Here is a 23,945-nt window from a genome sequence, read left to right as displayed (position 1 = left end):
TGTCATCAAGCGCCCACACTTATCGGCTGTTAATTTTTAAAGAGCATGTCTGCGAGGGATCTTGAACCCCTCAGCAGCGCTGCGTTTTCAGCAGCAGAGAAGCGAGATTATGAACCGTGTTTCGCAGTTCGTCAACAACTTTCTGAACGACTTCGTTGCGACTGCGGGGCTCAACTTCCGTACCGCCGAGGCTCGCTACCTCCGAACCCCAACAGCACTGCTTCCCTTCCCTCCGCGCCGCGTTTCCGTTGGCGCGAAAGAGGCGTGATTCTAAGCACCTGCCCCCATCCTTGCAAGCGCTTTGTGAAGAAAGTTTGAAAAAGCCTCCGTGCGCTCACGCGCACGGAGGCTTTTGATGAACGGGGCAAGGCGATCACGCCGACAACCGGTGCAGGCCAGCCACCGGACACCCGACCGACGCCAGTCGATCAGCGGTGCTTGAAGACCGGCTTCCGCTTCTCGACGAATGCCGCCATCCCTTCCTTCTGATCTTCGGTTGCGAACAGCGAATGGAACAGCCGGCGCTCGAAGTGAACGCCTTCAGCCAGCGTCGTCTCGTACGCGCGGTTCACCGACTCCTTGACCATCATGACTGCCGGCAACGAAAACTCGGCGATCGTGGTGGCGGCGGCAATCGCCTCGTCGAGCAGCTTGTCGGCGGGCAGCACGCGTGACACGAGCCCGGCACGCTCCGCTTCGACAGCGTCCATGAAGCGCGCGGTCAGGCACATGTCCATCGCCTTCGCCTTCGATACCGCGCGCGGCAAACGCTGCGTGCCGCCCGCCCCCGGCATGACGCCCAGCTTGATTTCCGGCTGACCGAACTTGGCCGTGTCCGCCGCGAAAATGATGTCGCACATCATTGCCAGCTCGCAGCCACCGCCCAGCGCAAAGCCCGAAACCGCGGCAATGATCGGCTTGCGGATCTCGCGGACCGTCTCCCAGTTGCGCGTGATGTAGTCGCCCCGATAGACATCCATATAGGAGTAGGTCGCCATCATGCCGATGTCCGCACCGGCCGCGAACGCCTTTTCGCTCCCGGTCACGACGATCGCGCCGATGTCGTCGTCCGCATCGAACGCCTTCAGCGCGGCGCCCAGCTCATCCATCAGAGCATCGTTCAGCGCATTCAGCGCCTTCGGACGGTTCAGCGTCACCAGACCGACACGCCCCCGGGTCTCCACCAGGATGTTCTCGTAAGCCATCTATTTCTCCTCGATCAATGAAATGAGAAACGCCTCGCACATGCGAATAGTTTGATGCTACCATTCTCCGACCAACCGGTCGGTTAATTAATCGATCCAATCCCTCTCAACGTTCATCAGGCCGCCGCCATGACCCATGCCCTGTTCACGAAGCACGAAGACACGCTGAAACACGCACTCGCCGCCATCGAGAGCCGCGGGTACTGGAGCCCGTTCGCCGAAATGCCGAGCCCCAAAGTGTACGGGGAAAGCGCAAGCGCGGACGGTGAGGCCGCGTTCAAGTCGCACCTCGACACGACCTTCGTACTCGACCAGCCGGCGACCGGTGAAACGGTCGGCGCCGAGCGCTCGCCGTACGGCATCGCGCTGGGCGTCCGGTACCCGAAATCGACGCCCGACGCACTGATCGCTGCCGCCGCCGCCGCGCAACGCACGTGGCGCGAAGCTGGCCCGAGCGCGTGGGTCGGCGTCAGCCTCGAAATCCTGGCGCGCCTGAACCGCGCAAGCTTCGAAATTGCCTACAGCGTGATGCACACCACCGGGCAAGCCTTCATGATGGCGTTCCAGGCCGGCGGCCCACACGCGCAGGACCGCGCCCTCGAAGCGGTCGCCTATGCGTGGGACGAGCTGCGCCGCATCCCGGCCGATGCGCACTGGGAAAAGCCGCAAGGCAAGAACCCGCCGCTCGCGATGCACAAGCGCTATACGATCGTGCCGCGCGGCACGGGCCTCGTGCTCGGCTGCTGCACATTCCCGACCTGGAACGGCTACCCCGGCCTGTTCGCCGACCTGGCAACCGGTAATACGGTGATCGTCAAACCGCACCCGGGCGCGATCCTGCCGCTCGCCATCACGGTGCGGATCGCCCGCGACGTGCTGCGCGAAGCCGGATTCGACCCGAACGTCGTCACGCTGCTTGCGACCGAGCCCAACGACGGCGCGCTGGTCCAGGAACTCGCGCTGCGCCCCGAGATCAAGCTGATCGACTTCACCGGCAGCACGCAGAACGGCACGTGGCTCGAACGCCATGCCCATCAGGCACAGGTCTACACCGAAAAAGCCGGCGTCAACCAGATCGTGATCGACTCGACCGACGATCTGAAGGCCGCCGCCAAGAACATCGCGTTCTCGCTGGCGCTGTACTCCGGCCAGATGTGCACCGCACCGCAGAACATCTACGTGCCGCGCGACGGCATCCGGACGGCCGACGGCCACGCGAGCTTCGACGAAGTCGCGCAAGCCATCGCGGTTGCCGTGCAGAAACTCACCGGCGACCCGGCACGCTCGGTCGAACTGATCGGCGCGATCCAGAACGACGGCGTGACCGCGCGCATCGACGACGCACGCAAGCTCGGCCGCGTGCTCGCCGACAGCCAGACCCTCCAGCACCCCGCGTTCCCCGATGCGCGCGTGCGCACACCGCTCGTGCTGCAACTCGACGTGGCCGACCGCGAGAAATTCACGCAGGAGTGGTTCGGCCCGATCTCGTTCGTGATCTCGACCGACTCGACTGCCCAGTCGCTCGACCTGGCCGGTGAAATCGCCGCCGAGCATGGCGCACTGACCCTCTCCGTCTACAGCACCGACGACGCGATCGTCGATGCCGCGCACGACGCGGCGGTGCGTGGCGGCGTCGCGCTGTCGATCAACCTCACGGGCGGCGTATTCGTCAACCAGTCAGCCGCGTTCTCCGACTTCCACGGCACGGGCGCGAACCCGGCGGCCAACGCCGCGCTGGCCGATCCGGCATTCGTCGCCAACCGGTTCCGCGTGGTGCAAAGCCGCGTCCATGTTGCCCCGAAGGCGGTACCTGCGGAAGCCGGCCAGACGGCATAACCCGATTGGCCGACGTGCAAACGCCGCCATGTTCTCTACCATGAACGAATCCGCCACCCGGCGGGTTCGTCACTCATCGATACGCCCATGACAGACGCCTACATCTGCGATGCGATTCGCACCCCCATCGGCCGCTACGGCGGCGCCCTGAAAGATGTCCGTGCCGACGACCTCGGCGCGGTGCCGCTCAAGGCGCTGATCGAGCGCAACCGCGACGTTGACTGGGCGGCGATCGACGACGTGGTCTACGGTTGTGCGAACCAGGCCGGCGAGGACAACCGCAACGTGGCACGCATGTCGGCGCTGCTGGCGGGCCTGCCCACTGCCGTGCCCGGCACGACGCTGAACCGGCTGTGCGGCTCCGGGATGGACGCGGTCGGCACGGCCGCGCGCGCGATCAAGGCAGGTGAAGCACGTCTGATGATTGCTGGCGGCGTCGAGAGCATGACGCGCGCACCGTTCGTGATGGGCAAGGCCGCGAGCGCGTTCGCGCGCCAGGCCGACATCTTCGACACGACGATCGGCTGGCGCTTCGTCAATCCGCTGATGAAGCAGCTGTATGGCGTCGATTCGATGCCGGAGACGGCCGAGAACGTCGCGCTCGACTACGACATCAGCCGCGCGGATCAGGACCTGTTCGCACTGCGCAGCCAGCAGAAAGCCGCGCGGGCGCAGCAGGACGGCACGCTCGCCGAAGAAATCGTCGCGGTCACGATTCCGCAGAAGAAAGGCGATGCCATCGTCGTGTCGCGTGACGAGCATCCGCGCGAAACGTCGCTCGAGGCGCTTGCGAAGCTGAAGGGCGTCGTGCGCCCGGACGGCTCGGTGACGGCCGGCAACGCGTCGGGCGTGAACGACGGCGCCTGCGCGCTGCTGCTCGCCAATGCGCAGGCGGCCGACCAGTATGGCCTGCGCCGCCGCGCGCGCGTCGTCGGCATGGCGACCGCCGGCGTCGAGCCGCGCGTGATGGGCATCGGTCCCGCGCCGGCCACGCAGAAACTCCTGCACCAGCTCGGGATGCGCATCGACCAGTTCGACGTGATCGAACTGAACGAGGCGTTCGCGTCGCAAGGTCTCGCCGTGCTGCGCATGCTCGGCGTCGCCGACGACGATCCGCGCGTGAACCCGAACGGCGGTGCGATCGCGCTCGGCCACCCGCTCGGCGCATCGGGCGCCCGGCTCGTCACCACGGCGCTCCATCAACTCGAGCGCACCGGCGGCCGGTTCGCGCTCTGTACGATGTGCATCGGCGTCGGCCAGGGCATCGCGATCGCGATCGAACGCGTGTAACCCACGCACCGTCCGCCTATAACGAAGTCATGAAGGAGACACTGCATGTCCTATCAGGCGATCCAGCTGGATATCGATCAGGCCGCGGGCGTGGCCACGATCACGCTCAACCGGCCCGACAAGCTGAACAGCTTCACGCGGGCGATGCATCGCGAACTGCAGTCGGCGCTCGATGAAGTCGAGGCGACCAGCGCGCGTGCGCTGATTCTGACGGGTGCGGGCCGCGGCTTTTGCGCGGGCCAGGATCTGGCCGACCTCGACTTCACGCCGGGCGCGTCCACCGATCTCGGCACGCTGATCGACGAGCATTTCAATCCGCTGATCCGCCGCCTGCAGCGTCTGCCGATTCCGGTGATCGCGGCCGTCAACGGCACGGCCGCCGGCGCCGGCGCGAATCTCGCACTTGCGTGCGATCTGGTGTTTGCCGCCCGTTCGAGCAGTTTCATCCAGGCCTTCGTCAAGATCGGGCTTGTGCCCGATTCGGGCGGCACGTGGTTCCTGCCGCAACGCGTCGGCATGGCACGCGCGCTGGGGCTCGCACTGACCGGCGACAAGCTCGGCGCCGAACAGGCCGAACAGTGGGGTCTGATCTGGCGTGCGGTCGACGACGAAGCGCTCGTCGCGACAACCCGCCAGCTCGCCACCCAGCTCGCGCAGCAGCCGACGCTCGCCATCGCATCGATCAAGCAGTCGATGCGAGACAGCGTCACGAACACGCTCGATCAGCAGCTCGACCTGGAACGCGACCTGCAGCGCAAGCTCGGCCAGTCGCACGACTATGCGGAAGGCGTGCAGGCCTTCATCGAGAAGCGCGCACCGCGCTTCGAGGGACGTTGACATGACGAACGCCACCGCCACGCTCGCCCCCGATGCGCTCGCCCGCGCGACCGCGCGGGCCATGTACGACGCCGACGCCTGCAGCCGCGCGTTCGGCATGGAGATCGCCGAAGTACGCGCGGGCTACGCCCGCCTGCAGATGCGCGTGCGACCCGAATTCCTGAATGGGCACCAGACCTGCCACGGCGGGATCATCTTCACGCTCGCCGATTCGACGTTCGCGTTCGCGTGCAACTCGTACAACCTGAGTGCGGTCGCGGCCGGCTGCTCGATCGAATTCCTGCGCCCCGTGCACGGCGGCGACGTGCTGACGGCCGAGGCGATCGAGCAGGCGCGCGCCGGCCGCCACGGCATCTACGACATCCGCGTCACGAACCAGACAGGCGACACGGTCGCGATGTTTCGCGGCAAATCCGCCCAGATCAAGGGCACGGTCATCCCGGAAGACCGCTGACGTCGACGGCTCGCCCATAACAAACACTGGAGACATGCATGACTACCCCGCTACCGCTCGAGCCGATCGAGACCGCCTCACGCGACGAGCTGACCGCGCTGCAGCTCGAGCGCCTCAAGTGGTCGCTCCGGCATGCGTATGATCACTCGCCCGTCTATCGCCGCAAGTTCGACGAAGCCGGCGTGCATCCGGACGACCTGAAGACGCTCGCCGACCTGTCGCGCTTCCCGTTCACGACCAAGGGCGACCTGCGCGACAGCTATCCGTTCGGGATGTTCGCGGTGCCGCAGGACCGGATCTCGCGCATCCACGCGTCGTCGGGCACGACCGGCAAGCCGACGGTCGTCGGCTATACGGCTGCCGACATCGATACGTGGGCGAATCTCGTCGCCCGCTCGATCCGCGCCGCCGGCGCACGCCGCGGCGACAAGGTGCACGTCAGCTACGGCTACGGGCTGTTCACGGGCGGGCTCGGCGCGCACTACGGCGCAGAACGCGCGGGCCTCACCGTGATCCCGTTCGGCGGCGGCCAGACCGAAAAGCAGGTACAGCTGATCCAGGATTTCCGGCCCGACATCATCATGGTCACGCCGAGCTACATGCTGTCGATCGCCGACGAGATCGAGCGCCAGGGCCTCGATCCCGTGCAAAGCTCGCTGCGCATCGGCATCTTCGGCGCGGAGCCGTGGACCAACGACATGCGCGTCGCCATCGAACAGCGGATGGGCATCGACGCAGTCGACATCTACGGACTGTCCGAAGTGATGGGCCCCGGCGTGGCGTCCGAATGCGTCGAGACCAAGGACGGCCCGACCATCTGGGAAGATCACTTCTATCCGGAAATCATCGATCCGGAAACCGGCGAAGTGCTCCCGGACGGCGAACTCGGCGAGCTCGTGTTCACGTCGCTGACGAAGGAAGCGCTGCCGATCATCCGCTATCGCACGCGCGACCTCACGCGCCTGCTGCCGGGCACCGCCCGGACGATGCGCCGGATGGAGAAGATCACCGGCCGGTCGGACGACATGATGATCGTGCGCGGCGTCAACGTGTTCCCGACGCAAATCGAGGAACAGTTGCTCAAGCAGCGCGCGCTCGCGCCGCACTATCAGATCGTGCTGACGAAGGAAGGCCCGCTCGACGTGCTGACGCTCAACGTCGAACCCTGCCCGGAAACCGCGCCCGACACCGCGGCGATCCAGGTGGCAAAACAGGCGCTCGCGTACGACATCAAGTCGCTGATCGGCGTGACGGCCGTGATCAACGTGCTGCCCGTGAACGGCATCGAGCGGTCGGTCGGCAAGGCGCGCCGGGTCGTCGACAAGCGCAAGGGCTGAGGGTCGCTCGCCACCTGTACGTCGCCCAACGGCGAATCCGTGCCGGCAAATGAAACAGCCCGATCGGCCAACACCGATCGGGCTGTTTCAATTCCAAAGCGTCGTTCGACGTGACATCGCTGCATCACGCGAACCTAAATCACAGGGCCACACCCGCGATCAGACCGTCGGCATGCGCCACGCACCCGAGACACGCCACGAACCCCGCGGCTCATGCACAGACCGCCTCCTCCGTGCAGCCCGCGTCATCCCGAATCACGAATTCGGGAACAGCAGCCACATCCGGCCGACCTGCTTCATCCGGCCAGCCTGATCACCCGCGTCGTCGCCGAGCCCCCAGAAATAGTCGGCCCGCACGCCACCTTTGATCGCCGAGCCCGTATCCTGCGCGAACACGAGCCGGTTCATCGGCGTATTCGTCAGCGGACGCGTGGTCTGCAGAAACACCGGCGTGCCGAGCGGGATCGACGACGGATCGACCGCAATCGAGCGCTCCGGCGTCAGCGGCACGCCGAGCGCGCCGATCGGACCGTCCGCGCCGCCATGCGGCGCATCTTCCTTGGTCGGCATGTCGCGGAAGAACACGAAGCGCGGATTCGTGTCGAGCAGCGCGTCGACGCGCGTCGGGTTCGCCTTCGCCCATGCCTTGATGCCCTGCATCGTCGCCTGCGCGGGCGTCAGCTCGCCGCGATCGAGCAGCCACTTGCCGATCGAACGGTACGGCTGGTTGTTGGTGCCGCCGAAGCCGACCCGCATCACCGAACCGTCGTCGAGCAGCACGCGACCCGAGCCCTGCACCTGCAGGAAGAACGCCTCGATCGGATCGTCGACCCACACGAGTTCGTTGCCGTTCAGGATGCCGGCGCGCTCGAGCTGCGCGCGTGCCGGCAGCGGGGCGCCCGCGCGATAGCCGGCCGGCCAGCGATAGAGCGCGTACTGATACGGGCCGCGGCGCACGCGCGAACCGTGCAGCAGCGGCTCGTAATAACCGGTCACGAGTCCGTCGAGCGTACCGTCGGTATTCGCGAGCTGGAACGGCGTGAAATACGTTTCGAAGAAAGTGCGGGCGCTGCTGACGTCGAGTTCGTCGAGCCGGTCGGCGGCCGCGCAAGCGCGCGCCCAGGCCGGCTGGCGCGCGAGCCGCGCGCAGTTCTGCCGCAGCGCGGCCGTCGCGCCGATCAACGAATCGTCCTGCCAGCCCGGCACCTGCTGCCACGCGACCGGCGTGAGCCGCTTCGCGGCGACCTGCCCCGGCACGATCGCCGCGCCGGTCGGCGGCTTCAGCGCGGAGGTCCGCGTCGGCGCACCACCGCACGCCGCGAGCAGCGCCGCCGCCGCGGCGGCGGCCATCCACCCGGCCAGCCGGGGCCCAAACCACATACAATGTCCGTTCTTGATGGAAACCGCCATGTCAGATTTTCTCGACCAATATCCGATGCTCATCTTCGCGCTCGAAGCCTTCGTAGCGCTTGCCCTGCTGATCTTCATCGTCGTGTGGACGTCGTCGGGCAGAAAGAAGCAGGCCCGCCACAACGACCGCCAGCCGCGCTGACGCCCGTCGCACACTGCACGCTCAATGCAGCGTGCGCGGCATGTGCAGGGCGAACTCGTCGACCGGCGCCTCGAAACGCTCGCCGTCTTCCGCCACGCAGAAGTACGCACCGCGCATCGTGCCGACCGGCGTCGCGATCACGGCCCAGCTCGTGTATTCGAAATGCTCGCCCGGCTGCAGCAGCGGCTGGTGCCCGACGACGCCGAGTCCCTTCACTTCCTGCACGTGGCTCTCGCTGTCCGTGATGATCCAGTGACGGGCGATCAGTTGCGCCGCGACCTGTCCGGTATTGCGGATCGTCAGCGTGTACGCGAATGCGTATTGACGGTGATCGGGGTCGGATTGTTCCGGCAAGTAGCTGGTTTTCACCGAAACGGTGAACTGATACTGACTCATGGTGTGTCCGCTCTAGGTAACCGCGCGCGCCGACTCGAGCGGCCGGGCCGCGGGCGCGCCGCATTGGTTCGGCATTCTATGCGCAATCGGGCCGCAACCGCACGGCCTGCCGCCGCGCGCCGGGTCGCCGGACGGTAGAATGACGGTTTTGCGCCGCAACGTCCCCCGCTCCCCTGTCATGACTCAATTCCGCATCGCTCCCAGCATCCTGTCGGCCGACTTTGCACGGCTCGGCGAAGAAGTCCGCAACGTGGTCGCCGCCGGCGCCGACTGGATTCACTTCGACGTGATGGACAACCATTATGTGCCGAACCTGACGATCGGCCCGCTCGTCTGCGAGGCGATCCGCCCGCACGTGCAGGTGCCGATCGACGTGCACCTGATGGTGCGCCCGGTCGACCGGATCGTGCCCGATTTCGCGAAGGCCGGCGCGAACCTGATCAGCTTCCACCCGGAAGGCTCCGATCACATCGACCGCACGCTGTCGCTGATCCGCGACCACGGCTGCAAGGCCGGTCTCGTGTTCAATCCGGCCACGCCGCTGAACTACCTCGACCACGTGATGGACCGCCTCGACTTCGTGCTGCTGATGTCGGTGAACCCCGGCTTCGGCGGCCAGTCGTTCATTCCGGAAACGCTGAACAAGCTGCGCGAGGCGCGTGCGCGCATCGACGCGTACACCGAGCGCACGGGCCGCGAGATCCTGCTCGAGGTCGACGGCGGCGTGAAGGCCGACAACATCGCGGAAATCGCGGCGGCCGGCGCGGACACGTTCGTCGCGGGTTCGGCGATCTTCGGCAAGCCCGACTACCGCAAGGTGATCGACGAGATGCGCGCGGCGCTCGCGACCGTCGAACGGAGCTGACGCCGTGGCCGACTCGTCGTTCGCCGGCCGCGCGCCGGCCGAGGCCGCCACGGACGCGGCCCCGATCCGCTTTGCCGCGCCGCGCATCGACGCCGCGCTGATCGACCTCGACGGCACGATGGTCGATACCGCCGACGATTTCACGGCCGGCCTGAACGGGATGCTCGCGCAGCTCGGCGGGCCGGCCACGTCGCGCGACGAAGTGATCGGCTACGTCGGCAAGGGCTCCGAACACCTGATCCAGAGCGTGCTGAAGCCGCGCTTCCCGGCCGACGAAGCGCACGCGCGCTTCGACCACGCACTGGCGATCTATCAGAGCGAATACGCGAAGATCAACGGCCGCCACACGCGCCTCTATCCGGACGTGGCAGCCGGCCTCGATGCACTGCGCGCGGCCGGCATCCGGCTCGCGTGCGTGACGAACAAGCCGCACCGCTTCGCGGTCGAGCTGCTCGAACAATACGGGCTGGCCGGCTGCTTCGGCATCGTGCTGGGCGGCGACAGCGTCGCGCGCAAGAAGCCCGACCCGCTGCCGATGCTGACGGCCTGCGACGCGCTCGGCGTCGCGCCGGACGCCGCGGTCGCGATCGGCGACTCGGAAAACGATGCGCTGGCGGGCCGCGCGGCCGGGATGGCGACGCTGACGGTGCCGTACGGCTACAACCACGGCAAAGCTATACAAACGATAAATTCGGATGGTATAGTCGATTCGTTGCTGGTCGCGGCTCGCACAATTTCCGCGCACAACGCCGGCCGGCCAACCATCTGATTATTTCTTCCATCCGCATGTTTCTGAATAAAAAACGGAGTCTGAGCAGCATCGACCGGGGAGCCTGGCCCTGGCGTCGCTGGTCGCGCTAACCTCTTCGATGAGGTACGCTGAAGCACGTCTTCAGCGCCGTTTTTTATCTCGCTGCGCATCCGCGCGCCGACCGTCGCACCACCTCGAGTTCCACCGCGTCCGAACGCTCGCGTTCAGGACCGGCCGCAGGCTCGCGACGTTCACGCCCGGAGTGCCGGCCGGCAACAGGCACTTCTCGATCGACCGCCCTTTCGCCGACGGCCACCCGCGCAGCGTCAAGTGATCCCTGGCGCACGCGCCGCTCGTCCCGAACAGGACCGGAACATGACCGAACTCGAATTCCAATCGCTCGCGAACGAAGGCTACAACCGCATCCCGCTGATCGCGGAAGCCCTCGCCGATCTCGAAACGCCGCTGTCCCTCTACCTGAAGCTGGCCCAGCCCGAACGCGCGGGCGCCAACTCGTTCCTGCTCGAATCGGTGGTCGGCGGCGAACGCTTCGGCCGCTATTCGTTCATCGGCCTGCCCGCCCGCACGCTGGTGCGCACCCGCAACGGCGTGTCGGAAGTCGTGCGCGACGGCCAGGTCGTCGAGACGCACGACGGCGACCCGTTCCAGTTCATCGAATCGTTCCAGGCGCGCTTCAAGGTCGCGCAGCGCCCGGGCCTGCCGCGCTTTTGCGGCGGCCTCGCCGGCTACTTCGGCTACGACGCGGTGCGCTACATCGAGAAGAAGCTCGCGAACACCGCGCCGCGCGACGATCTCGGCCTGCCCGACATCCAGTTGCTGCTGACCGAGGAAGTCGCGGTGATCGACAACCTCGCCGGCAAGCTCTACCTGATCATCTACGCGGACCCGGGCCAGCCCGAAGCGTACGCGAAGGCGAAACAGCGCCTGCGCGAACTGAAGCAGCGCCTGCGCACGACCGTGCAGCCGCCCGTCACGTCGGCGAGCGTGCGCACCGAGACGTTCCGTGAATTCAAGAAGGACGACTATCTGGCCGCCGTGCGCCAGGCCAAGGAATACATCGCCGCCGGCGAGCTGATGCAGATCCAGGTCGGCCAGCGGCTGACGAAGCCGTACCGCGACAATCCGCTGTCGCTGTACCGCGCGCTGCGTTCGCTGAATCCGTCGCCGTACATGTATTACTACAACTTCGGCGATTTCCACGTGGTCGGCGCATCGCCGGAAATCCTGGTGCGCCAGGAAAAGCGCGGCGAAGACCAGATCGTCACGATCCGCCCGCTCGCCGGCACGCGCCCGCGCGGCAACACGCCCGAGCGCGACGCGGAACTCGCGACCGAGCTGCTCAACGACCCGAAGGAGATCGCCGAGCACGTGATGCTGATCGACCTCGCGCGCAACGACGTCGGCCGCATCGCGGAAATCGGCTCGGTGCAGGTGACCGACCAGATGGTCATCGAGAAGTACTCGCACGTGCAGCACATCGTCAGCTCGGTCGAAGGCAAGCTGAAGCCCGGCATGACGAACTACGACGTGCTGCGCGCGACCTTCCCGGCCGGCACGCTGTCCGGCGCGCCGAAGGTGCGCGCGATGGAACTGATCGACGAGCTCGAGCCGGTCAAGCGCGGGCTGTACGGCGGTGCGGTCGGCTATCTGTCGTTCTCGGGCGAGATGGATCTGGCGATCGCGATCCGCACGGGCCTGATCCACAACGGCAACCTGTACGTGCAAGCGGCGGCCGGCGTCGTCGCGGATTCGGTGCCCGAATCCGAATGGCAAGAGACCGAGAACAAGGCGCGCGCGGTGCTGCGTGCGGCCGAACAGGTCCAGGACGGCCTCGATAGCGACTTCTGACCGGAGACTGACCATGCTGCTCATGATCGACAACTACGACTCGTTTACCTACAACCTGGTCCAGTACTTCGGCGAACTCGGCGAGGACGTGCGTACCTACCGCAACGACGAAATCACGCTCGACGACATCGCGCGCCTGAACCCCGACGCGATCTGCCTGTCGCCCGGCCCGAGCAATCCGCAGCACGCGGGCATCACGCTCGACGTGCTGCGCGAATTCGCGGGCAAGAAGCCGATCCTCGGCGTCTGCCTCGGCCACCAGGCGATCGGCGAGGCATTCGGCGGCCGCGTGGTGCGCGCGAAGACCATCATGCACGGCAAGGTAAGCCGGATCGAAACCGACTGCCGCGGCGTGTTCGCCGACCTGCCGAAGCATTTCGACGTGACGCGCTACCACTCGCTCGCGATCGAGCGCGAATCGCTGCCGGACTGCCTCGAGGTGTCCGCGTGGACCGACGACGGCGAAATCATGGGCGTACGCCACAAGACGCTGCCGGTCGAAGGCGTGCAGTTCCACCCGGAATCGATCCTGTCCGAGCACGGCCATGCGTTGCTCGAGAATTTCTTGAAGCAGACGCGCGGAGCGGCCCGCGTGGCCGCGCCCACCGCCTGACGGGAGCCTCACGATGACGATTACCCCGCAGGAAGCGCTGCAACGGACGATCGAGCACCGCGAGATCTTCCACGACGAAATGCTGCACCTGATGCGGCTGATCATGCGCGGCGACCTGTCGCCCGTGATGGCGGCCGCGATCATCACCGGGCTGCGCGTGAAGAAGGAGACGATCGGCGAGATCGCCGCCGCCGCGACCGTGATGCGCGAATTCGCGAACCACGTCGAGGTGCAGGACAACTCGAACTTCGTCGACATCGTCGGCACCGGCGGCGACGGCTCGCACACGTTCAACATCTCGACCGCGTCGATGTTCGTCACGGCGGCCGCGGGCGCGAAGGTCGCGAAGCACGGCAACCGCGGCGTATCGAGCAAGTCCGGCAGCGCCGACGTGCTCGAGGCGCTCGGCGTGAACATCGACCTGCAGTCGGACCAGGTCGCCGCGTCGATCGCCGAAACCGGCATGGGCTTCATGTTCGCGCCGAACCATCACCCGGCGATGAAGAACATCGCGGCCGTGCGCCGCGAGCTCGGCGTGCGCACGATCTTCAACATCCTCGGCCCGCTGACCAATCCGGCCGGCGCGCCGAACCAGCTGATGGGCGTGTTCCACGCCGACCTCGTCGGCATCCAGGTGCGCGTGATGCAGCGCCTCGGCGCGCAGCACGTGCTGGTCGTGTACGGCAAGGACGGGATGGACGAGGTATCGCTCGGCGCCGCGACGCTCGTCGGCGAATTGCGCGACGGCAAGGTGCACGAATACGAGATCCATCCGGAGGACTTCGGCCTGCAGATGGTGTCGAACCGCACGCTGAAGGTGGAAAATGCCGACGAATCCCGCACGATGCTGCTCGGCGCGCTGGACAACCAGCCGGGCGTCGCGCGCGAGATCGTCACGCTGAACGCGGGCACCGCGCTCTATGCGGCGAACGTCGCCGAATCGATCGCGGACGGCATCCAGCTCGCCCGCGAAGCGATCGCGAGCGGCAAGGCCCGCGCGAAAGTCGACGAACTCGTGCGCTTCACGCAGCAGTTCAAGCGCTGACCCTCTTACGAATCCAGCAGGAACCCACATGAGCGACATTCTCGACCGAATCATCGCCGTCAAGCGCGAAGAAGTCGCGGCGGCCATGCGCAGCACGCCGCTCGAGGCACTGAAACTCGACGCATCGGCGCGCGACCTGCGCGACTTCGTCGGCGCGCTGCGGGCGAAGCACGCGGCCGGCAACGCCGCCGTGATCGCCGAAATCAAGAAGGCGAGCCCGTCGAAAGGCGTGCTGCGCGAGCATTTCGTGCCGGCCGACATCGCGCATTCGTATGCGGCGCACGGCGCCGCGTGCCTGTCGGTGCTGACCGACGAGCAGTTCTTCCAGGGCGGCGTGCGCTATCTCGAGGAAGCGCGCGCGGCCTGCTCGCTGCCGGTGCTGCGCAAGGACTTCATCGTCGACGCATACCAGATCGTCGAAGCCCGCGCGATGGGCGCCGACGCGATCCTGCTGATCGCCGCCGCGCTCGACACGCCGCTGATGCAGGATCTCGAAGCGTATGCGCATTCGCTCGGGCTCGCGGTGCTGGTCGAAGTACACGACCGCCACGAGATGGAACAGGCGCTGACGCTGAAGACGCCGCTGCTCGGCATCAACAACCGCAACCTGCGCACGTTCGAGACGTCGATCCAGACCACGCTCGACATGCTCGACATGATTCCGTCGGACCGCATCGTCGTGACCGAATCGGGCATCCTGTCGCGCACCGACGTCGACACGATGCGCGCGGCGAACGTGAACACGTTCCTCGTCGGCGAAGCGTTCATGCGCGCCGACCAGCCGGGCGAGGAACTCGCACGGATGTTCTTCTGATGGCGATCGAAAAGGAAATCAAGCTCGCGCTGCCGGCCGGCCAGGCCGACGCCGCGCGCCGCTTCTTCGAGACGCTGACCGGCGAGCCCGGCCACGCGATCACGCTCGCGAACGTCTATTACGACACGCCCGATCTCGCGCTGGCGCGCTCGAAGAGCGCCGTGCGCGTGCGCCGCACGCCGGACGGCTGGCTACAGACGTTCAAGACCGTCGGCAGCGCGGAAGGCGGCCTGCACCGCCGCCACGAATGGGAACTGCCGGTCGCCGGCGACGCGCTCGAAATCGACGCGCTCGTCGCGGCTTGCGACGTGCCGGAAGCCGCCGCCGCGCTGAATGACGCGGCCGGCGCCCTGTACGCGCTGTTCCGCACGGATTTTTCGCGTACGCTGTGGCGCATCGCAATCGGCGGCGCAACCGTCGAAGCCGCGGTGGACCTCGGCGAGATCGTCGTCCAGGCGGAGCGCGACACGCGCCGCGAACCGATCAGCGAAATCGAACTCGAACTGATCGACGGCCCGGAAACGGCGCTCGCGACGCTCGCCGCCGAACTGCAGCAGGCGCTGCCGGGCCTCGTTCCCGAAAATATCAGCAAGGCGCAGCGCGGCTACCGGCTGCGCGCGCAATAAACACGCATCACGCATGGCAACCCGCAAGACTTCCCGCGCGCCGCAACAGGCGTCGCTGTTCGACGATCCCGTGCCGGAAACGGCACCGGCCGATCTTCCGTCCCCGGCTTCCGAGCCACCCGCGGCCGCGCGCAAAGCCGCGAAGAAAACCGCCGCACCGGCGTCCGCGCCGGCCCCGGCCGCCGCGGCACCGCAGTCCGTTGCCGCCGACGTACCGCATCTCGCCGCGCAATTCGACGCGCTGCCGGCCGTCTGGCGCGACGTGCTGAAGCCGTTCATCGACAGCGACGCGTACGCGCCGCTGTGCCGCTTCGTCGACGACGAGCGCGCGGCCGGCAAGACGGTCTACCCGACCGACGTGTTTCGCGCGCTGCGCCTGACGCATCCCGACGACGTGAAGGTCGTGATCCTCGGCCAGGACCCGTACCACGGCGACGATCGCGGCACGCCGCAGGCGCACGGCCTCGCGTTCTCGGTGCCGCCGGCCGTGCGCACGCCGCCGTCGCTGCGCAACATCTTCAAGGAAATCGCCGCGAACTTCGGTCACGACACGCCGCGCCACGGCTGCCTCGATACGTGGGCGCGGCAGGGCGTGCTGCTGCTCAACACCGTGCTGACGGTCGAGCGCGGCGCGGCCGCGAGCCACGCGAAGCGCGGCTGGGAACAATGCACGGACACGCTGATCCGCGAACTCGCCAACCGCCATCGCGGGCTCGTGTTCATGCTGTGGGGCGCACATGCGCAGGCCAAGCGCGCGCTGTTCGATCCGAGCGAACACTGCGTGCTGGAGGCGCCGCACCCGTCGCCGCTGTCCGCGCACCGCGGCTTCCTCGGCTGCCGCCATTTCGCGCTCGCGAACGACTATCTGGTCGGCGCGGGCCGCGCACCGATCGACTGGCGCCTGCCGGACGTGGCCGAAACGTTCGCGTAACGGCCTCGGCAGCCGGTTCGCCAGCCACCCCACCGCATGCAAAAACGCCGCGTCCCTTTCGGGGCGCGGCGTTTTTTTATCGGGCGACGCAGCGGGTGCGTCGCACCCGCGTCGAGCTTGCGCGTTACGCGGCGGCGATCGCTTCGCGTGCGCTGGCCAGTGCGGCGCTTTGCGCATCCGGACCGAGGTTCAGGCCTTCCGCATGGATGAAATTCACGTCGGTCAGGCCGATGAAGCCGAGGAACGAACGCAGGTACGGCGTGTGGCTGTCGTTCGGCGTACCGAGGTACTTGCCGCCGCGGGCCGTCACGACGTGAACCTTCTTGCCCTTGATCAGGCCTTCCGGACCGTTCTCGGTGTAACGGAACGTGACGCCTGCGCGGGCGATCCAGTCGAAATACGTCTTCAGTTGCGACGAGACGCCGAAGTTGTACATCGGCGCGCCGATCACGATGATGTCGGCAGCCTGCAGTTCGGCGATCAGTGCATCGCTCTTCGCGACGATCGCATTCTGCTCTGCGGTGCGCTTGTCGGCCGGCGTGAAGAACGCGCCGAGCACCGATTCGTCGAGGTGCGGCAGCGCATCGGCCAGCAGGTCACGAACCACGACGTTCGCGCCGGGATTCGATTGTTGCAGCTTTGCCGTCAGTTCGTTGGCCAGCAGCGTGGATTGCGCACCTTGCGAACGCGCGGCGGAATTGATTTGCAGAATGGTCGTCATGTCAGGCTCCAGTGGGGTTGCGCTTCAGTAGCGCGAGTGACGCCATTGTGCGTGGCCATATGACCGCGAAAAAGCGGGTTCAGGGCGACGGATTGTTGCAACAACGGAACAATCCTTGATCGCGCCCCGATACCCGCGTGCGTCCGCTTACCCCTTCAGCCAGGCTTCGCGGGCCTTCGTGGCCGCAGCCGGCTTCGCGGCCGCCGTCAGCCGGTAGCGGGTGACTTCCGGACCGTCGAGCTTCAGCTTCGCGGTACGCAGCTCGTCGCGGCGGAACGCGTGAACCTCGACCTTGTCGCCCGGCCGGTAGCGGGCCAGCAGCGCATCGAGGTTCGTACCCGTCACGCGCAGGCCGTCGACCGCGATCAGCGTGTCGCCGGCCGACAACCCCGCGCGATGCGCGGCGCCGCCTTCGTAGACCGCCGCCAACGTGCAGTCCGCGCCGCCGCGCGGGCGCGCGCCGATCGTCGGCTTCGCGGCCGCGCCGGTCGCGACATCGGGCGTCAGCGTCACGCCGAACGGCGCGAGCAGTTCGGCGAGCGGCAGGTCGCGCGTGCCGTGCACGGCGTCGGCGAACAGGCGGCCGAGCGCGACGCCCGTCGCCTCTTCGATCAGCGTCTCGACTTCGTTTTCCTCGACGCCCGCCTGCTGGCCGCGATAGAAGTCGCGGCCGTAGCGTTGCCACAGCAGGCGCATCACGTCGTCGAGCGACTTGCGGTTGCGCGTCTGCGCGCGGATCGCGAGATCGAACGCCAGCGCGACGAGCGAGCCCTTCGTGTAATAGCTGACGATCGCGTTGGTCGCGTTCTCGTCCTGACGGTAGTACTTGATCCACGCGTCGAACGAGCTTTCCGCGACGCTCTGCTTGAGCCGGCCCGTGCCGCGCAGCACGCCGCCCACGGTGCGGCCGAGCGCCGCGAAATAGTCGTCCTGCGACATCAGCCCGCTGCGGACCAGCATCAGGTCGTCGTAATACGACGTGAAGCCCTCGAACAGCCACAGCAGCGACGTGTAGTTCTCGCGGGTGAGGTCGTACGGCACGAACGCCGCCGGCTTGATGCGCTTCACGTTCCACGTGTGGAAATACTCGTGGCTGCAGAGGCCGAGATACGTGCGATAGCCTTCCGTCGTTTCCGGTCGCCCCTTCACCGGCAGGTCGGTACGGTTGCAGATCAACGCGGTCGACGCGCGATGCTCGAGGCCGCCGTAGCCGTCGCTGACCGCGAGCGTCATGAACACGTAGCGCTCCATCGGTGCCTTCTTCGACTTCGGCTCGAACAACGCGATCTGCGCCTCGCACACCCGCTTCAGGTCGTTGCGCAGCCGCTCCAGGTCGAGCTGCGTCACGCGCCCCGCGATCACGATGTCGTGCGGCACACCGTGCGCGTCGAACGTCGCGAGCGCGAATTCGCCGATCGTCACCGGATGGTCGGACAGCTCGTCGTAGTTGGCCGCGCGATATGCGCCGAAACCGTAGCGCCGGGTGCCGCCCGCTTCGGGCAGTGCGGTGCCGACGCGCCAGGTGCGGAACGCCGCGCCGGCCGGTTTCGCGATATCGACTTCGCACGGCGCGTCCTCGCGACCGGCGACGCTCAGGAACACGGCCGTCGCGTTGAAGAAGCCGCCCGATTCGTCGAGATACGCGGAGCGCACCGACAGGTCCCATGCATACACGTCGTAACGCAGCGTCAACGCGCCGGTCACGGGCGCGGCCTGCCACGTGTGCTTGTCGGTCTTCGCGATGCGCACCTTGCGGCCCGCGTCGTTGAACGCACGCAGCGTCACGATGTTGCGCGCGAACTCGCGCACGAGATAGCTGCCCGGAATCCATACCGGCAGCGAGAAACGCTGGCCTTCGGGATCGGGATCGGCAACCGTCACCGTCACTTCGAACAGGTGCGCGGCAAGATCTTTCGGGACAATCGAATAGCGGATCGGCTGGGTCATCGTGGCAATCGGTCGGTCGAATACGGCGGCGAAAACGAAGAGAGGCGCCGGCAGATCATGCGGGCGCCCCTCGCTGGCCGGGCCATGCGCCCGGCGTGCAGTCGGTTACTTGCTCGAGGCGAGCGCCTGGTTGAGCTGGTCGGCCGATACCGCGCCCGGCAGGCGGCGGCCGTCCGGCAGGAAGATCGTCGGCGTACCGGTGACGTTCATCCCGCGGCCGAGCGCGAGGTTCTTGTCCAGCGCGCTGGTATCGCAGGTACCGGCGCCGGACGGCGCACGGTGGTCGAGCATCCAGCTTTCCCACGTCTTCGCGCGGTCGGTCGCACACCAGATCGCCTTCGACTTCGCGGTCGAATCCGGCGACAGCACCGGATACAGGAACGTGTAGACGGTCACGTTGTCGACCGACTGCAGCGTCGTCTCGAGCTTCTTGCAGTACGGACAGTTCGGATCGGAGAACACCGCGATCTTGCGGGCGCCGTTGCCCTTGACGACCTTGATCGCATTCGCGAACGGCAGGCTCGCGAAGTCGATCTTGTTGATTTCGGACAGGCGGGCGTCGGTCAGGTTCTTGTGCGTCTTCGCGTCGACGAGATCGCCGAGCAGCACGTAGTCGCCCGCCGCGTCGCTATAGATGATCTGCGAGCCGAGGTTCACTTCGTAAAGGCCTGCAACCGGCGATTTCGACACGCTCTTGATCGGCGCGTCGTTGCCCAGCCGGGCCTGCAGCGTAGCCTTCAGCTTGTCGGTGGTCTGGTCGGCCTGCGCGGTGCAGCCAAGCGTCGCCATCGTGACGGCCAGCGCCAGCGATGCGATGCGGATCGTTTTTTTCATTGAAATCTTCCTTCAGCTCAATCGGAGTGCACGGCACAGTGTACGCCGTAACGGAACCGTCTCCGACCGGCGCGGTGGCGGAAGGTTCGCTCAGCCGAGCGCGGCCGACACGAGCCAGCGCTTCACGAGCGGCTGCGCGCCGACGAACGCCATGCCCGCATTGCGCACCGCCTTCGCGAGCGAGCCCGGCACCGCGAACAGCCGCTGCAGGCCGTCGGTCGCGACCATCAGCGCGCGGATGTCCTCCCGACGCGAACGCTCGTAGCGGCGCAGCAGCACCGTATCGCCGAGGTTGCGGAAGCTTTCCTTGCCCGCGATCGCATCGGCGAGCGCGGCGACGTCGCGCAATCCCAGGTTCATCCCCTGCCCCGCGAGCGGGTGGATCAGGTGCGCGGCATCGCCGACCAGCGCGACGCGCGGCGCGATCAGCTTGTCGACCGTCTGCAGCGCCAGCGGGAAGCCGGCGGCCGGCGTCACGCATTCGAGCGCGCCGACCTGGCCGTGCGACACGCGCTCCACCTCGGCCGCGAGCTGCGCCGGATCGAGTGCGAGCAGTGCGTCCGCGTGCGCGGTGTGCGCGGACCACACGAGCGACACGTGGCCGTCCGGCAGCGGCAGCAGCGCGACGATCTCGCCTTCGTGAAACCATTGGTACGCGGTCTCGCGGTGCGGCAAAGATGCCTTGAAATTCGCGACGACGCCCGTTTGCCGGTAGTCGCGCCGCTCTACCCTGGCCCCCATTTGGGAGCGCACCCACGAATGCGCGCCGTCGGCGCCGACGACGAGATCGGCTTCGAGCACCTGTCCCGACGACAGTGTGAGCACGGCCGCGTCGTCGCGCACGTCGAAGCCCTGCGCACGCGCGTCGAACCACGTCAGGTTCGGCTGGAAGCGCAGCGCGGCGTCGAGCGACGCCTCGACCAGCGACGATTCGGCGATCCATGCGAGCTGCGGCACGGACGCCTGATACGCGGAGAAATGCAGTTCGGCATGCGCATCGCCATACACGCGCATGTCGTAGACGGGCGCGAGCCGGCTGTGGTCGAGCGCCTGCCAGACCCGCAGCCGCTCGAGCAACGCCTGCGAGCTGGACGACAGCGCGTAGACGCGCGTGTCGAACGCGAGATCCGCGGCGCGCGGCGTGGCCGGCTGGGCGAGCAACGCGGTCTTGTAGCCGGACTGGGTCAGCGCGAGCGCGGCCGTCTTGCCGACGAGCCCGCCGCCGACCACGGCGACGTCGAAGGAGTGGTGGGCAGTCATGGCGGGCATTATAGCCGCGGGGCCAAACCCTTACGCGGCCGGACTTTGCGGGAAATCAGCAGAATCGCAGCCCGGTGCGCCGGCGCGGCGGCCCGCCGCATCGGCCGTTCGGCGCCAGCCCGGAATCCGGGCCGCCGGCACGGTACAATAGCGTCTTTGACCGTCGGCCCGCCGCGCTCCACGCGCCGGCCGCCCTTTTTTCCCGCGCCGCCGTGCCTTGTCCGGCCGCGCCGCCTCACCCGTCCGAAGGATTCCATGAGTCTCAAATGCGGCATCGTCGGCTTGCCCAACGTCGGCAAGTCCACCCTGTTCAATGCGCTGACCAAGGCCGGCATCGCCGCCGAGAACTACCCGTTCTGCACGATCGAGCCGAACGTCGGCATCGTCGAAGTGCCCGATACGCGCCTGAAAGCGCTCTCCGAGATCGTCAAGCCGGAGCGTGTCGTGCCGGCCGTCGTCGAGTTCGTCGACATCGCGGGCCTCGTCGCGGGCGCGAGCAAGGGTGAAGGCCTCGGCAACCAGTTCCTCGCGAACATCCGCGAAACCGACGCGATCACGCACGTCGTGCGCTGCTTCGAGGACGAGAACGTCATTCACGTCGCCGGCAAGGTCAGCCCGATCGACGACATCGAAGTGATCAACACCGAACTCGCGCTCGCCGACCTCGGCACCATCGAGAAGGCGCTCACGCGCTATTCGAAGGCGGCGAAGTCGGGCAACGACAAGGAAGCGGCGAAGCTCGTCGCGGTGCTCGAAAAGGTGCGCGCGCAGCTCGACCAGGGCAAGGCCGTGCGCGGCCTCGCGCTGTCGGACGACGAACAGGCGCTGATCAAGCCGTTCTGCCTGATCACCGCGAAGCCGGCGATGTACGTCGCCAACGTGAAGGACGACGGCTTCGAGAACAACCCGCACCTCGAGGCGGTGCGCAAGTACGCGGAAAGCGAAAACGCGCCGGTGGTCGCCGTATGCGCGGCGATCGAGGCGGAAATCGCCGATCTCGACGACGCGGACAAGGAAGCCTTCCTTGCCGACATGGGCATGGAAGAGCCGGGCCTCGACCGCGTGATCCGCGCAGGCTTCAAGCTGCTCGGCCTGCAGACCTACTTCACCGCGGGCGTGAAGGAAGTGCGCGCGTGGACGATCCACATCGGCGATACCGCGCCGCAAGCGGCGGGCGTGATCCACACCGACTTCGAGCGCGGCTTCATCCGCGCGCAGACGATCGCGTTCGACGACTTCGTCACGTACAAGGGCGAGCAAGGCGCGAAGGAAGCCGGCAAGATGCGCGCGGAAGGGAAGGAATATGTCGTGCACGACGGCGACGTGATGAACTTCCTGTTCAACGTCTAAGCAAAACTGGCCGTCCAGCGCAAACCGCGCCGCGCCACCCAAGCCCGCAAACCCCCGTGGTTGCGGGCTTTTTTGTTGCCATGCGGTGCCGGCAACCGCCAGCCGCATCCACAAAAAACCGTATACAAGGCGGTATATAATAGGGGCACAAACCTCAAAACCGTATACGGCAGCCACCATGCCCAAGCTTAACGACACGCAATGCCGCAACGCCAAGCCGCGCGTAGGCCACAACGGTGAAGCGACGCCTATACGGCTTGCGGACGGTAACGGGCTGTTTCTCGAGGTGAAATCCAAGGGAGCCGGTGTCTGGCGCTATCGGTTCGAACTCAACGGCAAAGCTGGCATATATACCCTCGGCAACTACCCCACTATCGGACTTGCCGAAGCGCGCAAAGAGCGCGAACGCCTGCGGGAGCTGGTGAAACAAGGCATCAACCCCGTTCACGACCGGCAGACGACAAAGGCAACGCGCTTGCTGGCGAATGCCGTGACATTCGAATCCATTGCGAAAGAATGGCTAGGTGCGAAGGACTGGCAGCCGGAGACGAAGGCCCGCCGCCTGGACATGTTCGAACGTGTCGTGTTCCCGTCGATCGGCAAACTCCCGGTCCGTGCCATAACACCGGCACTGGTATTGGAACTACTCAAAAAAGCGATGACAGCGAACGGGCCCAGCGTCGCAGCCGAAGCCAAACGATCCATGTCGGGTGTCTTCGAACTGGCGATTGCGACGCTTCGTGCGGAAACGGACCCAGTCTATCCGGTGCGCAAGGCTCTACCGCCCAACAAGACGCAGCACAAGAGGCCGCTTACTACTGAGGAAATTGGCCAGTTCATGCGCGATCTCATTGGATACGACGGTAACTTCCAGACCGTCACTGCGTTCCGCTTAATGTGGCTGACGTTGTGTCGACCGAGCGAAGCCATCGAAGCCGAATGGGATGAGTTCGACCTTGATGCTGGAGTGTGGCGCATCCCAGCAACGCGCATGAAGAAACGAAAAGAGCATACCGTCCCGTTACCGCGACAGGCCATCGAAGGGCTACGTGCAATTCACGGTTTCACTGGCAAGCAACGATTCGTGTTCCCCCATCGCGACGATCGGACAAAACCGATGACGGCCGCTGCACTACGTCAAGCACTCAAAACGCTGGGCTGGGCCGGAAAATACAGCCCCCATGCAACGCGCACCACCGGCAGTACCCGCTTAAACGAACTGAATTACCCGACCGACTGGATCGAACGACAACTCGCGCATATCGATCAAAACGGAGTTCGGCGAACATATAACCACGCCGAACACTTCGATAGCCGGGCGAAAATGATGCAGGACTGGGCGGACATGCTCGACGCACTTCGAGACGGAGCGAAGATCATTCCGGGACACTTTGGACGAGCCACCTAGACCC

At 66.5% G+C, this 23,945-nt stretch carries 23 protein-coding genes; 16 read left to right on the top strand and 7 right to left on the bottom strand.

Going from position 1 to position 23,945, the window contains the following annotated elements; translation table 11 throughout:
* Positions 1-428 precede the first annotated feature (428 nt).
* Entirely contained in the window at positions 429-1,205 is a 777-nt protein-coding gene (locus tag MMB92_RS15415; protein WP_006491102.1) for an enoyl-CoA hydratase, read from the bottom strand.
* 129 nt (positions 1,206-1,334) lie between these two features.
* On the opposite strand from MMB92_RS15415, the gene paaN reads away from it, so the two are divergent.
* The 5 genes from paaN to paaK all read left to right on the top strand — a co-directional run bounded on the left by paaN (position 1,335) and on the right by paaK (position 6,959).
* Positions 1,335-3,041 (top strand): phenylacetic acid degradation protein PaaN, encoded by a 1,707-nt coding sequence (gene paaN / locus MMB92_RS15410; protein WP_006491101.1) that lies wholly within the window; start codon positions 1,335-1,337, stop codon positions 3,039-3,041.
* 87 nt (positions 3,042-3,128) lie between these two features.
* Positions 3,129-4,331, top strand: a complete 1,203-nt coding sequence (gene pcaF, locus MMB92_RS15405) for a 3-oxoadipyl-CoA thiolase (protein ID WP_034201054.1) — start codon at positions 3,129-3,131, stop codon at positions 4,329-4,331.
* 45 nt (positions 4,332-4,376) lie between these two features.
* Positions 4,377-5,168 carry a 2-(1,2-epoxy-1,2-dihydrophenyl)acetyl-CoA isomerase PaaG gene (gene paaG, locus MMB92_RS15400; RefSeq protein WP_058901226.1) on the top strand — a complete coding sequence of 264 codons (792 nt, stop codon included), beginning with the start codon at positions 4,377-4,379 and terminating at the stop codon, positions 5,166-5,168.
* Between the two features lies 1 nt (position 5,169).
* The gene (gene paaI, locus MMB92_RS15395; protein WP_059723913.1) at positions 5,170-5,622 is read left to right on the top strand and encodes a hydroxyphenylacetyl-CoA thioesterase PaaI; all 453 of its coding nucleotides are present in this window, start codon (positions 5,170-5,172) and stop codon (positions 5,620-5,622) included.
* Positions 5,623-5,660: 38 nt separating this feature from the next.
* On the top strand, positions 5,661-6,959 hold the full coding sequence (gene paaK, locus MMB92_RS15390; protein ID WP_006491104.1) for a phenylacetate--CoA ligase PaaK: 1,299 nt from the start codon (positions 5,661-5,663) through the stop codon (positions 6,957-6,959).
* Between the two features lie 255 nt (positions 6,960-7,214).
* On the opposite strand, the gene MMB92_RS15385 is transcribed toward paaK, so the two are convergent.
* Complete coding sequence (locus MMB92_RS15385) at positions 7,215-8,339, bottom strand: MltA domain-containing protein (protein WP_049126219.1); 1,125 nt, start codon at positions 8,337-8,339, stop codon at positions 7,215-7,217.
* Positions 8,340-8,367: 28 nt separating this feature from the next.
* Here MMB92_RS15385 and MMB92_RS15380 point away from each other — a divergent pair, with 28 nt between their 5' ends.
* A complete protein-coding gene (locus MMB92_RS15380; RefSeq protein WP_006482075.1) occupies positions 8,368-8,511 on the top strand; it encodes a hypothetical protein in 144 nt (47 codons plus the stop codon).
* 21 nt (positions 8,512-8,532) lie between these two features.
* Here the strand turns inward: MMB92_RS15380 and apaG are convergent, their stop codons facing one another.
* Positions 8,533-8,907 (bottom strand): Co2+/Mg2+ efflux protein ApaG, encoded by a 375-nt coding sequence (gene apaG, locus MMB92_RS15375; RefSeq protein ID WP_006477037.1) that lies wholly within the window; start codon positions 8,905-8,907, stop codon positions 8,533-8,535.
* Between the two features lie 178 nt (positions 8,908-9,085).
* Here apaG and rpe point away from each other — a divergent pair, with 178 nt between their 5' ends.
* The 8 genes from rpe to MMB92_RS15335 all read left to right on the top strand — a co-directional run bounded on the left by rpe (position 9,086) and on the right by MMB92_RS15335 (position 16,421).
* Positions 9,086-9,772: a ribulose-phosphate 3-epimerase gene (gene rpe / locus MMB92_RS15370; RefSeq protein ID WP_006482066.1), complete on the top strand. Its 687-nt coding sequence runs from the start codon at positions 9,086-9,088 to the stop codon at positions 9,770-9,772.
* Positions 9,773-9,776: 4 nt separating this feature from the next.
* Positions 9,777-10,541 (top strand): phosphoglycolate phosphatase, encoded by a 765-nt coding sequence (locus tag MMB92_RS15365; protein WP_277562769.1) that lies wholly within the window; start codon positions 9,777-9,779, stop codon positions 10,539-10,541.
* A gap of 357 nt (positions 10,542-10,898) precedes the next feature.
* Positions 10,899-12,392 carry an anthranilate synthase component I gene (trpE, locus tag MMB92_RS15360; protein WP_006482077.1) on the top strand — a complete coding sequence of 498 codons (1,494 nt, stop codon included), beginning with the start codon at positions 10,899-10,901 and terminating at the stop codon, positions 12,390-12,392.
* A 13-nt stretch (positions 12,393-12,405) separates the two neighbouring features.
* Positions 12,406-13,005 carry an aminodeoxychorismate/anthranilate synthase component II gene (locus MMB92_RS15355; protein ID WP_058901223.1) on the top strand — a complete coding sequence of 200 codons (600 nt, stop codon included), beginning with the start codon at positions 12,406-12,408 and terminating at the stop codon, positions 13,003-13,005.
* A gap of 13 nt (positions 13,006-13,018) precedes the next feature.
* Complete coding sequence (gene trpD / locus MMB92_RS15350) at positions 13,019-14,050, top strand: anthranilate phosphoribosyltransferase (protein ID WP_006482067.1); 1,032 nt, start codon at positions 13,019-13,021, stop codon at positions 14,048-14,050.
* A 28-nt stretch (positions 14,051-14,078) separates the two neighbouring features.
* Positions 14,079-14,864 carry an indole-3-glycerol phosphate synthase TrpC gene (trpC, locus tag MMB92_RS15345; RefSeq protein WP_277562768.1) on the top strand — a complete coding sequence of 262 codons (786 nt, stop codon included), beginning with the start codon at positions 14,079-14,081 and terminating at the stop codon, positions 14,862-14,864.
* On the top strand, positions 14,864-15,490 hold the full coding sequence (locus tag MMB92_RS15340; RefSeq protein ID WP_006482076.1) for a CYTH domain-containing protein: 627 nt from the start codon (positions 14,864-14,866) through the stop codon (positions 15,488-15,490). Before trpC ends, MMB92_RS15340 begins: the two co-directional genes overlap by 1 nt.
* 13 nt (positions 15,491-15,503) lie before the next feature.
* The gene (locus MMB92_RS15335; protein WP_048989067.1) at positions 15,504-16,421 is read left to right on the top strand and encodes a uracil-DNA glycosylase; all 918 of its coding nucleotides are present in this window, start codon (positions 15,504-15,506) and stop codon (positions 16,419-16,421) included.
* A gap of 124 nt (positions 16,422-16,545) precedes the next feature.
* Here MMB92_RS15335 and MMB92_RS15330 read toward each other — a convergent pair whose 3' ends face one another.
* The 4 genes from MMB92_RS15330 to MMB92_RS15315 form a co-directional block, all read right to left on the bottom strand.
* Positions 16,546-17,142 carry an NAD(P)H-dependent oxidoreductase gene (locus MMB92_RS15330; RefSeq protein WP_006482079.1) on the bottom strand — a complete coding sequence of 199 codons (597 nt, stop codon included), beginning with the start codon at positions 17,140-17,142 and terminating at the stop codon, positions 16,546-16,548.
* Between the two features lie 147 nt (positions 17,143-17,289).
* Entirely contained in the window at positions 17,290-19,089 is a 1,800-nt protein-coding gene (locus MMB92_RS15325; RefSeq protein WP_059723916.1) for a PDZ domain-containing protein, read from the bottom strand.
* Positions 19,090-19,194: 105 nt separating this feature from the next.
* Entirely contained in the window at positions 19,195-19,923 is a 729-nt protein-coding gene (locus MMB92_RS15320) for a DsbC family protein (RefSeq protein ID WP_006482072.1), read from the bottom strand.
* Between the two features lie 90 nt (positions 19,924-20,013).
* On the bottom strand, positions 20,014-21,192 hold the full coding sequence (locus tag MMB92_RS15315; protein WP_060263502.1) for a UbiH/UbiF family hydroxylase: 1,179 nt from the start codon (positions 21,190-21,192) through the stop codon (positions 20,014-20,016).
* A gap of 246 nt (positions 21,193-21,438) precedes the next feature.
* Here MMB92_RS15315 and ychF point away from each other — a divergent pair, with 246 nt between their 5' ends.
* Together ychF and MMB92_RS15305 are read left to right on the top strand one after the other, a co-directional pair.
* Positions 21,439-22,533: a redox-regulated ATPase YchF gene (ychF, locus tag MMB92_RS15310; RefSeq protein WP_006482062.1), complete on the top strand. Its 1,095-nt coding sequence runs from the start codon at positions 21,439-21,441 to the stop codon at positions 22,531-22,533.
* A 178-nt stretch (positions 22,534-22,711) separates the two neighbouring features.
* Entirely contained in the window at positions 22,712-23,941 is a 1,230-nt protein-coding gene (locus MMB92_RS15305) for a tyrosine-type recombinase/integrase (RefSeq protein WP_277562767.1), read from the top strand.
* Positions 23,942-23,945 lie beyond the last annotated feature (4 nt).

The organism is Burkholderia sp. IO2 (assembly GCF_029522185.1).
Classification (GTDB): Bacteria; Pseudomonadota; Gammaproteobacteria; order Burkholderiales; family Burkholderiaceae; genus Burkholderia; species Burkholderia cenocepacia.
The sequence above is the reverse complement of the archived record's forward strand: the minus strand, read 5'-3'. Positions and strand labels throughout refer to the sequence as shown.

Bases quoted from the DNA above. Each gene is read 5' to 3' on its own strand.
- ychF (WP_006482062.1), top strand. From the start codon at position 21,439: ATGAGTCTCAAATGCGGCATCGTCGGCTTGCCCAACGTCGGCAAGTCC.
- MMB92_RS15340 (WP_006482076.1), top strand. From the start codon at position 14,864: ATGGCGATCGAAAAGGAAATCAAGCTCGCGCTGCCGGCCGGCCAGGCC.
- paaK (WP_006491104.1), top strand. From the start codon at position 5,661: ATGACTACCCCGCTACCGCTCGAGCCGATCGAGACCGCCTCACGCGAC.
- trpE (WP_006482077.1), top strand. From the start codon at position 10,899: ATGACCGAACTCGAATTCCAATCGCTCGCGAACGAAGGCTACAACCGC.
- MMB92_RS15320 (WP_006482072.1), bottom strand. From the start codon at position 19,923: ATGAAAAAAACGATCCGCATCGCATCGCTGGCGCTGGCCGTCACGATG.
- MMB92_RS15355 (WP_058901223.1), top strand. From the start codon at position 12,406: ATGCTGCTCATGATCGACAACTACGACTCGTTTACCTACAACCTGGTC.
- paaI (WP_059723913.1), top strand. From the start codon at position 5,170: ATGACGAACGCCACCGCCACGCTCGCCCCCGATGCGCTCGCCCGCGCG.
- MMB92_RS15325 (WP_059723916.1), bottom strand. From the start codon at position 19,089: ATGACCCAGCCGATCCGCTATTCGATTGTCCCGAAAGATCTTGCCGCG.
- pcaF (WP_034201054.1), top strand. From the start codon at position 3,129: ATGACAGACGCCTACATCTGCGATGCGATTCGCACCCCCATCGGCCGC.
- trpC (WP_277562768.1), top strand. From the start codon at position 14,079: ATGAGCGACATTCTCGACCGAATCATCGCCGTCAAGCGCGAAGAAGTC.
- MMB92_RS15385 (WP_049126219.1), bottom strand. From the start codon at position 8,339: ATGTGGTTTGGGCCCCGGCTGGCCGGGTGGATGGCCGCCGCCGCGGCG.
- MMB92_RS15335 (WP_048989067.1), top strand. From the start codon at position 15,504: ATGGCAACCCGCAAGACTTCCCGCGCGCCGCAACAGGCGTCGCTGTTC.
- paaG (WP_058901226.1), top strand. From the start codon at position 4,377: ATGTCCTATCAGGCGATCCAGCTGGATATCGATCAGGCCGCGGGCGTG.
- MMB92_RS15380 (WP_006482075.1), top strand. From the start codon at position 8,368: ATGTCAGATTTTCTCGACCAATATCCGATGCTCATCTTCGCGCTCGAA.
- trpD (WP_006482067.1), top strand. From the start codon at position 13,019: ATGACGATTACCCCGCAGGAAGCGCTGCAACGGACGATCGAGCACCGC.
- apaG (WP_006477037.1), bottom strand. From the start codon at position 8,907: ATGAGTCAGTATCAGTTCACCGTTTCGGTGAAAACCAGCTACTTGCCG.
- MMB92_RS15315 (WP_060263502.1), bottom strand. From the start codon at position 21,192: ATGCCCGCCATGACTGCCCACCACTCCTTCGACGTCGCCGTGGTCGGC.
- MMB92_RS15415 (WP_006491102.1), bottom strand. From the start codon at position 1,205: ATGGCTTACGAGAACATCCTGGTGGAGACCCGGGGGCGTGTCGGTCTG.
- MMB92_RS15305 (WP_277562767.1), top strand. From the start codon at position 22,712: ATGCCCAAGCTTAACGACACGCAATGCCGCAACGCCAAGCCGCGCGTA.
- rpe (WP_006482066.1), top strand. From the start codon at position 9,086: ATGACTCAATTCCGCATCGCTCCCAGCATCCTGTCGGCCGACTTTGCA.
- MMB92_RS15330 (WP_006482079.1), bottom strand. From the start codon at position 17,142: ATGACGACCATTCTGCAAATCAATTCCGCCGCGCGTTCGCAAGGTGCG.
- paaN (WP_006491101.1), top strand. From the start codon at position 1,335: ATGACCCATGCCCTGTTCACGAAGCACGAAGACACGCTGAAACACGCA.